The sequence below is a fragment of the Micromonospora cremea genome (assembly GCF_900143515.1).
Classification (GTDB): Bacteria; Actinomycetota; Actinomycetes; order Mycobacteriales; family Micromonosporaceae; genus Micromonospora; species Micromonospora cremea.
On the sequence record NZ_FSQT01000002.1, the window covers coordinates 822950 to 836184 of the forward strand.

Genomic DNA, 13235 nt, shown 5'->3' on the forward strand with positions numbered 1-13235 from the left:
ACGCCGTAACCGTCCCGGCCCCCGGCGGCGCACCCGGCGTCCGACGCGACGCGCCCCCGCCCGGGCAGCCGGCGGTGTCCGGAACGGGGGCGCGTGGCGGCCGTGGATCAGTCGAAGATCGGGCCCTGCTCGCGGGTGCGCTTGATCTCGTAGAAGCCCGGGGTGCCGGCGACCAGCAGTACGCCGTCCCAGAGCCGGCCGGCCGCCGCACCCTTCGGCGCCGGCGTGATCACCGGACCGAAGAACGCGACCTGGCCGCCGTCCGGGCCGGGTGCGTGGATCACCGGAGTGCCGACGTCCTGCCCGACCGGACGCATGCCGGCCTCGTGGCTGGCCCGCAGCGCCTCGTCGTACTCCGTGCTGTCGGCGGCATCGGCCAGCGCCGGGTCCAGGCCGGCGTCGGTCAGCGCGGCGACGTAGAGCTCCCGACCCCGCTCCTCCTTGCCGAGGTGGATCCGGGTGCCGAGCGCGGTGTAGAGCTTGCGGAGGACATCGCCGCCGTACCGCTGCTCGGCAGCGATGCAGACCCGCACCGGGCCCCAGGCGGTGCTCAGGAAGGTCTTGTATTCCTCGGGCAGCTCGTCTCGGCCGTCGTTGAGCACGGCCAGGCTCATCACGTGGAAGCGGATGTCCACGTCACGGACCTGCTCGACCTCGAGCAGCCAGCGCGAGGTGATCCACGCCCACGGGCAGGCCGGGTCGAACCACATGTCCACGGCGACACGTTCGGTCACGGTGAGGTCCCTTCGCGACAGGTGGCGCCGGCGATCCGGCGTCTACACGAATCTTCACCCCGGCTCGCGCCGGCCGGCACCCGAATCAGAGCGTGACCTCGGCCACCGCCGGCTGCCGGCACGTGGAAGACTCGGATCCGGACCGGCCGCCACGAGCGGTCGGCGGACGGGCGCCGCCGGGCGTACGGCGAGATGTGGGATGGAGACGAACAGTGCCGGGAGTGCGCAACCTGACGCAGGTCGAGGCGACCGAGCGGGCACGCCTGCTCGACGTGACGGGGTACGACATCAGTCTGGACCTGTCGAGCGCCGTGCTGGCGGCCGACGGCCGTACGTTCCGGTCGAGGACCGAGGTCCGATTCCGCTGCGCCGAGCCGGGCGCGAGCACGTTCATCGAGGTGGCCGCCGATGCGGTGCGTTCCGCCACGTTGAACGGCGCTCCGGTCGACCTGTCCGACTGGTCGGCCGAGAAGGGCCTGACCCTGTCCGGGCTGGACAGCGAGAACACCCTGGTGGTCGACGCCGACTTCGGCTACTCCAACAGCGGTCAGGGGCTGCACCGCACGGTCGACCCGGTGGACGGCGAGACGTACCTCTACAGCCAGTTCGAGACGGCCGACGCGCAGCGGGTGTTCGCGTGCTTCGACCAGCCGGACCTGAAGAGCGTGTACACCTGGCACGCCACCGTGCCGGCGCACTGGCGGTTGGTGTCCAACATGCCGGTGCAGCGTGAGGAGCCGGCGGGTGAGGAGCTCAAGACCCTCCACTTCACCGAGTCGCCCCGGATGAGCACCTACATCACGGCGCTCTGCGCCGGGCCGTACCACGAGGTGCGCGACACCCACGACGGCATCGACCTGGGGGCGTTCTGCCGGGCGTCGATGGCGCCCTACCTCGACTCGGACGACCTGTTCCTGATCACCAAGCAGGGCTTCGACTTCTTCCACGAGAAGTTCGGGGTGCGGTACCCCCTGCCGAAGTACGACCAGCTCTGGGTGCCCGACTTCAACGCCGGCGCGATGGAGAACTTCGGCTGCGTGACGCACGCCGAGTCGCACTACCTGTTCCGCTCGCAGGTCACCGACTTCGAGTACGAGCAGCGCGCCAACACGATCCTGCACGAGATGGCCCACATGTGGTTCGGTGACCTGGTCACCATGCGCTGGTGGAACGACCTGTGGCTGAACGAGTCGTTCGCCGAGTGGGCCAGCCACTGGTGCAACACCAACGCCACCCGGTTCACCGAGGCGTGGACGACGTTCCTGTCCATCCGGAAGAACTGGGGCTACCGGCAGGACCAGCTCTCCTCCACCCACCCGGTCTACACCGAGATGCCGGACATGGAGGCCGTGGAGGTCAACTTCGACGGCATCACCTACGCCAAGGGCGCGAGCGTGCTCAAGCAGCTCGTCGCGTACGTGGGTGAGGAGCCGTTCGTGGCCGGGCTGCGGGCGTACTTCGGCAAGCACGCCTGGGGCAACGCCACCTTCGACGACCTGCTCACCGAGCTGGAGGCGGCCTCGGGCCGGGAGCTGCGCAAGTTCGCCGCGCAGTGGCTGGAGACCGCGCAGGTCAACACGCTGCGGCCGGAGGTGACGATCGGCGCGGACGGCACGTACCAGCAGGTCGTGGTCCGGCAGGAGGCACCGGCCGCGTACCCGACGCTACGGACGCACCGGATCGGCGTGGGCCTGTACGACCTGACCGACGGGCGGCTGGTCCGCCGCGAGCGGCACGAGGTGGACGTGACCGGCGAGCGGACCGACCTCGCCGAGCTGCGCGGCGTCCGGGCGGCCGACGTGCTGCTGCTCAACGACGACGACCTGAGCTACACCAAGCTGCGACTCGACGACCGGTCGATGGCCACGGTCGTGCAGCACATCGGTGGCTTCGAGTCGTCGCTGGCCCGGGCGCTGTGCTGGACGGCGGCGTGGGACATGACCCGGGACGCCGAGCTGGCGGCCCGCGACTACGTGGCGCTGGTGATCAGTGGGCTGCCCACCGAGACCGACATCAACCTGGTCACCGCCACCCTGCGGCAGGCGACCACCACGCTCACCCTGTACGCCGATCCCGCCTGGGCGCCGACCGGCTGGGCCGAGCTGGCCCGCACGGCGAGGGACGCGCTCGCGGCGGCCGAGTCGGGCAGCGGGTTCCAGCTGGCCTGGGCCCGGGCGTACGCCTCGGCGGCCCGCTCCGAGGAGGACCTGGCCACCCTGCGCGGTTGGCTGGACGGCTCCGGCGTGCCGGCCGGGCTGACCGTGGACACCGAGCTGCGGTGGACGGTGCTCGGTGCGCTGGTGGCCAACGGCGCGGCCGGCGCGGCCGAGATCGAGGCGGAGCTGGCCGGTGACCGCACCGCCAGCGGCGAGCGGGAGGCCGCGTACGCGCACGCGCTGGTGCCGACCGCGGAGAACAAGACCGCCGTGTGGGCTCTGCTGACCGGTCCGGACGCGCTGCCCAACTGGCGGCACCGGGCGCTGTTGCAGGGGTTCGCCCACCCGGCGCAGGTGGAGCTGCTCGCCCCGTACCGGGAGCGGTACTTCGCGACGGTCGGCCAGGTGTGGGCCACCCGGGACAGCGAGCCGGCGCAGGAGTTCGCCCAGCTGGCGTACCCGACCTACCTGGTGGAGGACGACACGGTGGCGGCCACCGACGCGTGGCTGGCCGGCGACGGGCACCCCGCCCCGCTGCGCCGGCTGGTCGCCGAGGGCCGCGACGGCGTTCTGCGGGCGCTCAAGGCCCGCGCGAAGGACGCCCAGAGCGCCTGATCGGCCATACCCGAGCGAGGGGTCGGCGTGGGCGGGAAGCCCGCGCCGACCCTCGGCGACGTGCCCTGGCCCATGATGCTGGAGCCGGGCGCCTAGCCGCGTTGGATCAAGCCCGCACAGACCGAAGCCCGGCCCGCTTTTCAGCGGGCCGGGCTTCGTCGTACGAGTGGCTCTCAGCCCTTGCCGGCGTGGCTGGCGAGCTGGTCGAGGCCGTTGATGATGCCGCCGGCCAGGTCGCCGCCGCTGAACGCGCCCACCATGGAGAGCGCGGCCAGCTTGGCGTACGTGTCGGGGATGCGCTTGCGGGCGTGCCGTCCGGTGACGATCTCCAGCTGCCGCTGGTTGGGCGACACCGCGATCAGCACCGACCTGTCGGGGTTGGCGAGCTGGCGGTGCAGCCGCTGGGCGTGCTCCCGGACCGGCTCGTCGAGGCCGCCGACGAAGACCGAGAAGACCAGGCCGGTGCCCTGGTCGGCCAGGCGCAGCGCCTCGTCGATGCGCAGCAACTGGCGGGTCGAGAACGGCCCGTCCAGCACCTCGGGCGGGTTTTCCGTCCTGGTCTGCTCCTCACCAACGGTCACTTGCGCCTCCGGTTCCACCGGCCGGCGCCTCAACGCTGGCCTGCTCAAGCTTGTGGCTGGTCAGCGCGGGCGCCTGCGCGCCCGCCGCCAGCGCGGTGCCGGCCGAGTCGGCCAGCTGCTCCGGGCGGCCAAGGAACCAGACCGGAGTGAAGTCGAAGGGCCGGCCCGGCCGGTAGCGCTTGGAGCCACCACCGCCGCCGGCGGCACCACCGCCGCGGCTACCGGCGTACGCCAGGCCGGCGATCACCAGCACCGCGGCCGCCGGGATGCCGACGAAGACCAGCAACGTCTCGGTAACAGACAATCCCAACGCCCCCAGGCGGAAGAAGGACCTCGAACAACCGGGTCGGTTGCACGATCATGATGGCGACCGGCCGACTCCGTCGCCATTCACGTTAGCGGAGTCGACCGCCCGCCAGATTGCGGGGTGCCGATCCCATCCGTCACTCAAGTTTTCGAGTTGCGCAGCGGCCGCGATGAGCCGCCCGTCGTCGCCGTACCGGCCGGTGAGCAGCACCCCGACGGGCAGACCGTCGGTGGTCGTGCCCAACGGCAGGGACACCGAGGGATCGCCGGTGACGTTGAAGATGGCGCAGTAGGGCGAGAACCGGCGTTGCCGGTCGAAATCGGCCGCCGGGTCACCGTCCGCGGTGAACCACCCGACGGGTGCCTGCGGTGCGGCCAGGGTGGGACAGAGCAGCAGGTCACAGCCGGCGGTGCGGCGGGCACCCAGGCGGACCTGGGCCTGCAACTCACCGAGGGTCGCGGCCAGGGTGCCGGCGGTGACCTCGGCGCCCCGGGCGCGTAGCAGCCGGGTCAGCGGCAGCAGCTCCGACTCCCGTGGTGGCGGCACCGGGGCCAGCGCCAGCACGTACCAGATGACTTCGAAGAGCGGCCACGCCTCCGGCCCGAGTGGCGCCGGCACCTCGACCATCTCGTGGCCGGCGGCGGTGAGCAGCGCGGCCGCCCGGTCCACGGCGGCCACGCAGTCGGGGTGCACCGGCTCGTCGGCGAGCATCGGGGTGGTGAACCGGCCGATCCGCAGCCGGCCGGGCTCGGCCCGGCGGGCGGCGGCCAGGTAACCGCCGGGCGGCGCGGCCGGCGGCAGGTACGGCTCACCGGGCACCGGCACGGCCATGACGTCGAGCAGCGCGGCGACGTCGGTGACGGTCCGTCCGAGCGGCCCGCTGGTGGGCAGGCCGAACGCGCCGGAGCCGAGCGGCCCGCCGGAGACCAGGCCACGGCTGGGCTTGTAGCCGACCAGGCCGCAGAGCGACGCCGGGATGCGCAGCGAGCCGCCGCCGTCGGAGCCCTGGGCGACCGGGACCAGCCCGGCCGCCACCGCCGCCGCCGCGCCGCCGCTGGACCCGCCGGCGGTGTACGCGAGCTGCCACGGATTGCGGGCCGGTGGCGCGACCAGGCCCTCCGAGTAGAGCGAGCAGCCCAGCTCGGAGGTGGTCGTCTTGCCCAGGCTCACCAGGCCGGCGGCCTTGATGAACCGGACCACGTCGGCGTCGACCGGCGGGACGAAGTCGACGAAGGCGGCCGACCCGAAGGTGGTGCGGACTCCGGCGGTGAGGGTGAGGTCCTTGATCGCGGTCGGTACGCCGTGCAGCGGGCCACGCCCCTCGGCGGGCACGGCGTCGGCGGCGCGGGCCGCCTCGCGGGCCAGGTCCGCAGTGACCGTCACGAAAGCGCCCACGGTGTCGCCGATCGCCGCCACCCGGTGCAGGTGGTGCTCGACCAGGTCGCCGCTGGACAGCTCGCCGCGGGCTATCGCGCCGGCCTGCTCCAACGCGGTCAGGTCGTGCATCTCGGCCATGCCGTCATCCTGCCGGCCGCCGGGCTCCGGTGCACCCGTCACGCGCCGACGATCGGCAACCGGCCGCCGGCCGGTCCACCCTCGATTACTCCTTGGCTCTCACCGGACCGCTGACAGTCCCGCATACAGCCTTTGCTCTGCTTCAACGCACGCAACAGGGAACGTCCGATATCCGGACGGCCGGTGTTGCGTGGAGTGAAGCAGAGCAAAGGCTGTCGAGGTGGTTGGGCAAGGCCGCACCCGCGGTGGGCGACCGCCGATGACCAGCATCGGGCCACGACGCGGAGGGTGAGCCGGCACGCAAGCCGACTGCGCTCAGCCGTGCAGGAAGCGCAGGGCGTTGGTGGCGAGGAGCTTGTGGCGCTGGTCGGGGGTGAGGAAGTCGGCCGCGTGGACCACCGCGCCGGCCGGCCGCTCACCCAGGGGGTACGGGTAGTCGCTGCCGACGAGCACCCGGTCCTCCCCCATCGTGTCGACCAGCAGCCGCAGCGCGGGCGGGGCGAAGACCACCGAGTCGACGCTGAACCGGTCGACGTAGCTGCTGGGCGGAGCTGCCGACGCGCCGCGGACCAGGTCGCCACGGCGGTGCCAGGCGTTGTCGGCGCGGCCGAGCCAGAAGGGGAAGCTGCCGCCGCCGTGCGCGAAGCAGATCCGCAACGTCTCCGGCACCCGGTCGAAGACGCCGCCCAGGATCATGGCCAGCACCGACAGGTGCGTCTCGGCGGGCATCCCGGTGAGCCAGCGGGCCATCCACCGGTCCAGCCGGGGGCCGCCCGGCATGTCCCACGGATGGACGAAGACCGGCGCGCCCGCCTCGGCGCAGTGCTGGAGGAAGGTGACCACACCGGCGTCGTCCAGGTCCCGGTCGCCGACGTGGTTGCCGATTTCCACGCCGACGTGCCCGGCGGCCAGGCAGCGGTCCAGTTCGGCGCAGGCGGCGTCCGGGTCCTGCAACGGCACCTGGCAGAACGGCACCAGCCGGTCGCCGCCGGCCGCGGTGACCTCCAGGGTCAGGTCGTTGAAGATCCGGGCGACCTTCACCGCCTGGTCGGCGGGGCGGTCGTAGCTGAAGAAGACCGGGGTCGGCGAGACGACCTGCACGTCCACGCCGTCCGCGTCCATGTCTGCCAGTCGGCTCGCCGCGTCCCAACACTCGGCGCCGACGGGGCGGAACTCCGACTCCCCCACCATGATCATCGCGGCCCGCTCGGAGTCGACCCGCAGCCAGGGCCAGCCGGACCCGCCGCACGCAGCGCCGAGGTCCGGCCATCCCTTCGGTACGACGTGCGTGTGCACGTCGACCACACCTGCGGGCATCAGCCCTTGCCCGGGTGCAGCGTGCCGCAGTTGGCGCAGGTGCGCGCGGCCTCATCGGCGTAGAACGCCTGGAACACCGGCGGCAGGTCGGCGGCGATGTCCCGGACCTGCAACTCCACCTCGTGGACCTTGTGCCCGCACTCCGGGCAGTACCACTGGAACGTCTCCAGCGTGCCCTCCTCGCGGACCCGCTCGACCACGACACCGATCGAACCGGCCTCCGGCCGCTGCGGCGAGTGCGGGGTGTTCCGCGGCAGCATCCACATCTGGCCCTCGCGCACGTGCACCGTACGCGGCCCCTCGGGAGTCATCAGGTTGATGTGCATGTTGCCCTTGACCTGGTAGAAGAACTCCTCGTACGGGTCCACGTGGAAGTCGGTGCGCTGGTTGGGCCCGCCCACCACCATCACGATGAAGTCGTCCCCGCCCGGGAACATCTCCTTGTTGCCGACCGGCGGCTTCAACAGGTGCTGGTTCTCCGCGATCCATCCCGGAAAACTGAACGGCTCGGCGATCTCACTCACGACTGACCTCCGGAGGGAAGAAGGGCCACGGCCTGAATCTCGATGAGCAGGTGCGGGTGGGGCAACTGGTGCACCGCCACCGTCGTGCGGGTCGGCCCGGACGCGTCGAAGAACTCGGCCCACACCTCGTTGTAACCACCGAAGTCGTTCATGTTGACCAGGTACGACGTCACCTGGACGAGGTCGGTCAGGTCGGCACCGACCGAGCGCAGCAGATCCCGGACGTTCCCGATGACCGCCCGCGTCTGCGCCCGGATGTCGAGGTTCGTCGTCCCGAACTCGTCCACCTCGACACCGGCGAACGTGTTGTCCGCCCGCCGCGAGGACGTACCGGAGACGAAGACGAACCCGCCCGCGACCTTGACGTGCGGAAACGCCCCCCGCGGCGTGGCCTTCCCGGCCACCACGCGCGCGGTCATGAGGAAGACCGCAGCGACGCCGTGCCGAGCTTCTCCACGACCGCACGGACATGGGCGCCCGGACGGAGCGGGACGGCCGCCGTGGCGGCGCCGGCCAGGAAGACCCACCCGGACTCCAGGCGTACGCCGTGCCGGCCGGCCAGCCGGATGCCCTCGTCGAGTGCCCGGCGCGGATCGCCGAGGATCGCCGCCGTCGAGCCGACCTGAACCACCCGCCCGTCGACCTCCAGCAACACGCCGAGGTTGTCCAGCCCGGCCGGCACCGGCGACCAGGGCCCGATCACGAACGCGGCGGCCGAGGTGTTGTCGGCGATCACGTCCGGCAGGGAGAACCGGAAGTCGGCGTACCGGGAGTCGATCAGCTCGATCGCCGGAGCGACCGCGCGCACCGCCGAGGCGAAGTCGCCGACCGGCTCGCCCGGCTCGGGCAGCCGGTCCAGCAGGAACGCCACCTCCGGCTCGACCCGGGGGTGGATGTACGCGGCCCGGTCGACGGCGCCGCCGTCGGGCACCCGCATCGCGTCGGTGAGCCGCCCCCAGATCACCTCGTCCACGCCGACCTGGGCCATCTTCGCCTTGCTGGTCAGGCCCATCTTCAGCCCGACCAGCCGCTCGCCCCGGTCCAGCCGGCGCTGCACCAGCGCCGCCTGCACGCCGTACGCGGTCGGCACGTCCAGCCCCACCTCGGCGGCGAGCTGCGGAATGGCGGTGGCGGTGTCGGCCGCCGTGCCCAGCTTCGCGGCAACGCCCGCGGTGTCCACGCCGATCATCGGGCGGTCTCCTCCTCACGCTTACCGGCCAGGTCCAGCGCCACGTCCACGATCATGTCCTCCTGGCCGCCGACCATCCGGCGCCGGCCCAGCTCGACCAGGATGGAGCGGACGTCCACCCCGTACTTCGCCGAGGCCCGCTCGGCGTGCCGCAGGAAGCTGGAGTAGACCCCGGCGTACCCCAGGGAGAGCGTCTCCCGGTCGACCTGGACCGGCCGGTCCTGCAACGGGCGGACCAGGTCGTCGGCCGCGTCCATCAGCGCGAACACGTCGCAGCCGTGCTTCCAGCCGTGCAGCTCGGCGACCGCGACAAAAACCTCCAGCGGCGCGTTGCCGGCGCCCGCGCCCATGCCGGCCAGCGAGGCGTCCACGCGCACGGTCCGGCCGTGCGCCGCGTCGGCGCCGGCCGGTGCGGACCCGGTGACCCGGCCGTGTTCGACGGCCAGCACACTGTTGGCCACCCCGAGGGACAGGTTGTGGTGGGCGTGGATGCCGATCTGCGTCTCCGGCTCCAGCACCTGCCGGTACGCGTCGACCCGCTGCGCCACGTCGGACATCAGCAGCCGGCCCCCGGAGTCGGTGACGTAGACGCAGTGCGCCCCGTACGACTCCATGAGCTTGGCCTGCCCGGCCAGCCCGGCCGGGTCGTTCATGTGCGACATCATCAGGAACCCGGCCACGTCCATGCCGTTCTCCCGCGCCCAGGAGATGTGCTGGGCGGAGATGTCCGCCTCCGTGCAGTGGGTGGCGATGCGGACGCTCGTCACCCCGAGCGCCTTCGCCGCCTTCAGGTCGGCGATGGTGCCGATGCCCGGCAGCAGCAGGGTGGTCAGCTTCGCCGTGGTCAGCACCTCGGCGGCGGCGGAGATCCACTCGGCGTCGCTGGCCGCGCCGTGGCCGTAGTTGACGCTGGACCCGGCGAGCCCGTCGCCGTGCGCCACCTCGATCGCGGCCACCCCGGCGGCGTCCAGCGCCGCGGCGATGGTGCGCACCTGGTCGACCGTGTACCGGTGGGCGATGGCGTGCATGCCGTCGCGCAGCGTCACGTCCTGGATGTAGAGCTCGGTCACCGGGTGGCCACCTCTCGGAGGGCGACCAGCCGCTCGGCGGTACGCAGCGCGGCGGAGGTCATGATGTCCAGGTTCCCGGCGTACGCCGGCAGGTAGTGCCCGGCGCCGGAGACCTCCAGGAAGACCGACACCTGGAGGCCGACCACGCGCCGACCGAGCGACGGCAGGTACGCGTCGACCCGGTCGAACTGCACGTCCTGCTTGAGCCGGTAGCCAGGGACGTACTCCTGCACGCTGGCCACCATGTCGGCGACGGAGGCGGCGATGGCGTCCGTGTCGGCGTCGGCGTCCGGGCAGAGGCAGTAGACGGTGTCGCGCATCAGCAGCGGCGGCTCCGCCGGGTTGAGCACGATGATCGCCTTGCCACGCTCGGCGCCGCCGACCACCTCGATGGCCCGGGCGGTGGTCTCGGTGAACTCGTCGATGTTGGCCCGGGTGCCCGGCCCGGCCGAGCGCGACGCGATGGAGGCGACGATCTCGCCGTACGCCACCGGGGTGACCCGGCGCACCGCGGCGACGATCGGCACGGTCGCCTGCCCGCCGCAGGTCACCATGTTCACGTTCGGCTCGTGCAGGTGCTCGTCCAGGTTGACGGGCGGCACCACGTACGGGCCGAGCGCGGCCGGGGTCAGGTCGACCACCGTGCGACCGTGCGCGCGCAGCACCTCGTCGTGGCGCCGGTGCGCGCCGGCCGACGTGGCGTCGAAGACCAGCTCGACGTCGGCGAACTCCGGCATCGCCACCAGCCCGTCCACGCCCTCGGCGGTGGTGGCCACGCCGAGCCGGCGGGCCCGGGCCAGGCCGTCGGAGGCCGGGTCGATGCCGGCCATCGCCACCATCCGCAGCTCGCTGCTGAGCCGCAACACCTTGATCATCAGGTCGGTGCCGATGTTGCCGGAACCGAGCACCGCCACGCCGACCGTCATGAGGTTCCCTCCGTGGAGAAACAGGTCCGCACCGAGCCCAGCCCGGAGATCCGGGCCTCGTACGCCGCGCCCGGGGTGACCGGCACCATCGGGCCGAGCGCCCCGGAGAGAACCACGTCCCCGGCGCGCAGCGGGTCACCCGCGCGGGCCAGCGTGCCGGCCAGCCAGTGCAGGGCGTGCAGCGGGTTACCCAGGCAGGCCGCGCCGGCGCCGACCGAGACCGGCTCACCGGCGTGCTCCAGCACCATCCCGCAGAGCCGCAGGTCGACGTCGGCTAGCCGGCGCGGCGTGGTGCCGAGCACGAAGAGCCCGCTGGAGGCGTTGTCGGCGACCGTGTCCACGATGGAGATGTCCCAGGAGGCGATCCGCGAGTCGACGATCTCGATCGCCGGCAGCACGTGGTCGACGGCGCGGACCAGGTCGACCGTGGTGATCCGCGGGTCCGGCAGGTCCTTGTCGAGCACGAACGCGATCTCCGCCTCGACTCGCGGCTGGAGCAGCCGGTCGATCGCCACCTCGGCGCCGTCGGCGACGGCCATCGCGTCGGTCAGCATGCCGAAGTCCGGCTGGAAGACCCCGAAGCTCTCCTGCACCGCCCGGGAGGTCAGCCCGATCTTCGCGCCGACCCGGCGCTCGCCGTGGCCCTGCCAGGCCCGCGTCTGGAGCTGCTGCACGCGGTACGCCGACTCGACGTCGCCCTCCGCCAGCAGCCGGCCGCGCAGCGGCGGGCACGGCTTGCCGGTGGTGCGGGCCTCGGCCAGCTCCCGGTTCGCGGCCTCGATGTCAGCTTTCATGCCCGCTCCTCGCTGCGGCGGCTCACGACAGGTCCACGCAGACGTTGGTGAGTTCGGAGTAGAAGTTCAGCGAGTGCACGCCACCCTCGCGGCCGATGCCGGATGCCTTCACCCCGCCGAACGGGGTGCGCAGGTCGCGCAGGAACCAGGTGTTGACCCAGACGATGCCGGCGTCCAGCCGGGTGCCGGCCCGGTGCGCACGGCCCACGTCGCGGGTCCACACCGTCGCCGCCAGCCCGTACTCGGTCCCGTTGGCCAGCGCGTAAGCCTCGTCCTCGGTGTCGAAGGGCGCGACGTGCACCACCGGGCCGAAGATCTCCTCGCGGTTGGTGCGGGCGTCCGCGCCGAGACCGGTGAGCACCGTCGGCTGCACGTACGACCCGCCGTCGCGGGCGTCACCGAAGGTGGGCGTGCCGCCACCGGTGAGCACCTGGGCGCCCTCGGCGCGGGCCAGCTCATAGTGGCCGAGCACCTTGGCCCGGTGCTGGTGGGAGATCAGCGGCATGGTCGCCGTCGCCTCGTCGGCCGGCCAGCCGTACGCCAGCTCCCCGGCCCGCTTCACCAGCCGGGCGGTGAACTCCTCTAAGATCGGGCGCTGCACGTAGATGCGTTCGGTGCAGAGGCAGACCTGCCCGCCGTTGGTGAAGCTGGAGCGCACCGAGCCCGCCACCGCGGCGTCCAGGTCGGCGTCGGCGAACACCAGGCCGGCGTTCTTGCCGCCCAGCTCGAAGCTCACCGCCTTCACCCCGTCGGCGGCGGCCCGCATGATCGCGCCGCCGGTGGCCGACTCGCCGGTGAAGGTGATCGCGTCCACCCCGGCGTGGCGGGTGAGGAACTCGCCGGCCGAGTCGGGCCCGAACCCGTGCACCAGGTTGAACACCCCGGCCGGTACGCCGGCGGCGGCCATCACCTCGGCGAGCAGCGTCGCCGAGGCCGGCGTCTCCTCGCTGGGCTTGACCACCACGGCGTTGCCGCAGGCCAGCGCGGGGGCCACCTTCCAGGTGAGCAGCAGCAGCGGCAGGTTCCACGGCACGATCACCGCGACCACGCCGACCGGCTTGCGGACCGCGTAGTTGAGCGCCCGGCCGCCGGTCGGGGTAACCGTGGTGAACGACTCGGTGGGCGCGGTCGCCACGATCTCCGCGAAGGCCCGGAAGTTCGCCGCGCCCCGGGGGATGTCCAACGTGCGGGCCTGGGCGATGGACTTGCCGGTGTCGGCGACCTCGGCGGTGACCAGGTCGTCGAAGCGGCGTTCCAGCTCGTCGGCGACCCGGCGCAGCACCTCGGCGCGTTCCCGCTCCCCCATCCGGCCCCACGGCCCGCGCAGCGCGGCCCGGGCGGCGGCCACCGCATCGTCCACCGTGGACTTCGACGCCTCGACCACCTCGAAGACCGGCTCACCGGTGACCGGGCTGACCTTGGTGAACGTGGGCCCGCCGTCGACGAAGTCGCCGGCGACGAAGTTGCGCAGCCGTGGCGGCCCGGCCGGCGCCCGGCCGGCCATCAG

The 13235-nt window shown here is 72.6% G+C and carries 13 protein-coding genes; 1 reads left to right on the forward strand and 12 read right to left on the reverse strand.

The window, feature by feature from the left end:
* Window positions 1-107 precede the first annotated feature (107 nt).
* Entirely contained in the window at window positions 108-734 is a 627-nt protein-coding gene (locus BUS84_RS17125; protein WP_084757506.1) for a DsbA family protein, read from the reverse strand.
* 221 nt (window positions 735-955) lie between these two features.
* Between BUS84_RS17125 and pepN the strand changes: the two genes are divergently transcribed.
* Window positions 956-3505 carry an aminopeptidase N gene (gene pepN / locus BUS84_RS17130; protein WP_074313801.1) on the forward strand — a complete coding sequence of 850 codons (2550 nt, stop codon included), beginning with the start codon at window positions 956-958 and terminating at the stop codon, window positions 3503-3505.
* 173 nt (window positions 3506-3678) lie between these two features.
* Here pepN and BUS84_RS17135 read toward each other — a convergent pair whose 3' ends face one another.
* From BUS84_RS17135 to BUS84_RS17185, 11 genes are all read right to left on the reverse strand, one after another.
* Window positions 3679-4086: a DUF5130 family protein gene (locus tag BUS84_RS17135; RefSeq protein WP_074313803.1), complete on the reverse strand. Its 408-nt coding sequence runs from the start codon at window positions 4084-4086 to the stop codon at window positions 3679-3681.
* Window positions 4073-4390 carry an aa3-type cytochrome oxidase subunit CtaJ gene (gene ctaJ / locus BUS84_RS17140; RefSeq protein WP_483189034.1) on the reverse strand — a complete coding sequence of 106 codons (318 nt, stop codon included), beginning with the start codon at window positions 4388-4390 and terminating at the stop codon, window positions 4073-4075. The genes BUS84_RS17135 and ctaJ overlap by 14 nt, the downstream gene beginning before the upstream one ends.
* Window positions 4391-4444: 54 nt before the next feature.
* Window positions 4445-5908 (reverse strand): amidase, encoded by a 1464-nt coding sequence (locus BUS84_RS17145; RefSeq protein ID WP_074318872.1) that lies wholly within the window; start codon window positions 5906-5908, stop codon window positions 4445-4447.
* A gap of 315 nt (window positions 5909-6223) precedes the next feature.
* The gene (locus tag BUS84_RS17150) at window positions 6224-7225 is read right to left on the reverse strand and encodes an amidohydrolase family protein (protein ID WP_074313807.1); all 1002 of its coding nucleotides are present in this window, start codon (window positions 7223-7225) and stop codon (window positions 6224-6226) included.
* Window positions 7225-7749, reverse strand: a complete 525-nt coding sequence (locus BUS84_RS17155; protein ID WP_074313809.1) for a 3-hydroxyanthranilate 3,4-dioxygenase — start codon at window positions 7747-7749, stop codon at window positions 7225-7227. The genes BUS84_RS17150 and BUS84_RS17155 overlap by 1 nt, the downstream gene beginning before the upstream one ends.
* Complete coding sequence (locus BUS84_RS17160; RefSeq protein ID WP_074313811.1) at window positions 7746-8168, reverse strand: RidA family protein; 423 nt, start codon at window positions 8166-8168, stop codon at window positions 7746-7748. Before BUS84_RS17160 ends, BUS84_RS17155 begins: the two co-directional genes overlap by 4 nt.
* A complete protein-coding gene (locus BUS84_RS17165) occupies window positions 8165-8938 on the reverse strand; it encodes a 2-keto-4-pentenoate hydratase (RefSeq protein WP_074313813.1) in 774 nt (257 codons plus the stop codon). Before BUS84_RS17165 ends, BUS84_RS17160 begins: the two co-directional genes overlap by 4 nt.
* Window positions 8935-10008 (reverse strand): 4-hydroxy-2-oxovalerate aldolase, encoded by a 1074-nt coding sequence (dmpG, locus tag BUS84_RS17170; protein ID WP_074313815.1) that lies wholly within the window; start codon window positions 10006-10008, stop codon window positions 8935-8937. Before dmpG ends, BUS84_RS17165 begins: the two co-directional genes overlap by 4 nt.
* Window positions 10005-10934, reverse strand: coding sequence for an acetaldehyde dehydrogenase (acetylating) (locus BUS84_RS17175; protein WP_074313817.1), 930 nt, complete (start codon window positions 10932-10934; stop codon window positions 10005-10007). Before BUS84_RS17175 ends, dmpG begins: the two co-directional genes overlap by 4 nt.
* Window positions 10931-11728, reverse strand: a complete 798-nt coding sequence (locus BUS84_RS17180; protein WP_074313819.1) for a 2-keto-4-pentenoate hydratase — start codon at window positions 11726-11728, stop codon at window positions 10931-10933. The genes BUS84_RS17175 and BUS84_RS17180 overlap by 4 nt, the downstream gene beginning before the upstream one ends.
* A gap of 22 nt (window positions 11729-11750) precedes the next feature.
* Window positions 11751-13232, reverse strand: a complete 1482-nt coding sequence (locus BUS84_RS17185; RefSeq protein WP_074318873.1) for a 2-hydroxymuconic semialdehyde dehydrogenase — start codon at window positions 13230-13232, stop codon at window positions 11751-11753.
* Window positions 13233-13235: the final 3 nt, after the last annotated feature.

Bases quoted from the DNA above. Each gene is read 5' to 3' on its own strand.
- BUS84_RS17145 (WP_074318872.1), bottom strand. From the start codon at position 5,908: ATGGCCGAGATGCACGACCTGACCGCGTTGGAGCAGGCCGGCGCGATA.
- BUS84_RS17150 (WP_074313807.1), bottom strand. From the start codon at position 7,225: ATGCCCGCAGGTGTGGTCGACGTGCACACGCACGTCGTACCGAAGGGA.
- BUS84_RS17160 (WP_074313811.1), bottom strand. From the start codon at position 8,168: ATGACCGCGCGCGTGGTGGCCGGGAAGGCCACGCCGCGGGGGGCGTTT.
- BUS84_RS17165 (WP_074313813.1), bottom strand. From the start codon at position 8,938: ATGATCGGCGTGGACACCGCGGGCGTTGCCGCGAAGCTGGGCACGGCG.
- BUS84_RS17175 (WP_074313817.1), bottom strand. From the start codon at position 10,934: ATGACGGTCGGCGTGGCGGTGCTCGGTTCCGGCAACATCGGCACCGAC.
- BUS84_RS17180 (WP_074313819.1), bottom strand. From the start codon at position 11,728: ATGAAAGCTGACATCGAGGCCGCGAACCGGGAGCTGGCCGAGGCCCGC.
- BUS84_RS17185 (WP_074318873.1), bottom strand. From the start codon at position 13,232: ATGGCCGGCCGGGCGCCGGCCGGGCCGCCACGGCTGCGCAACTTCGTC.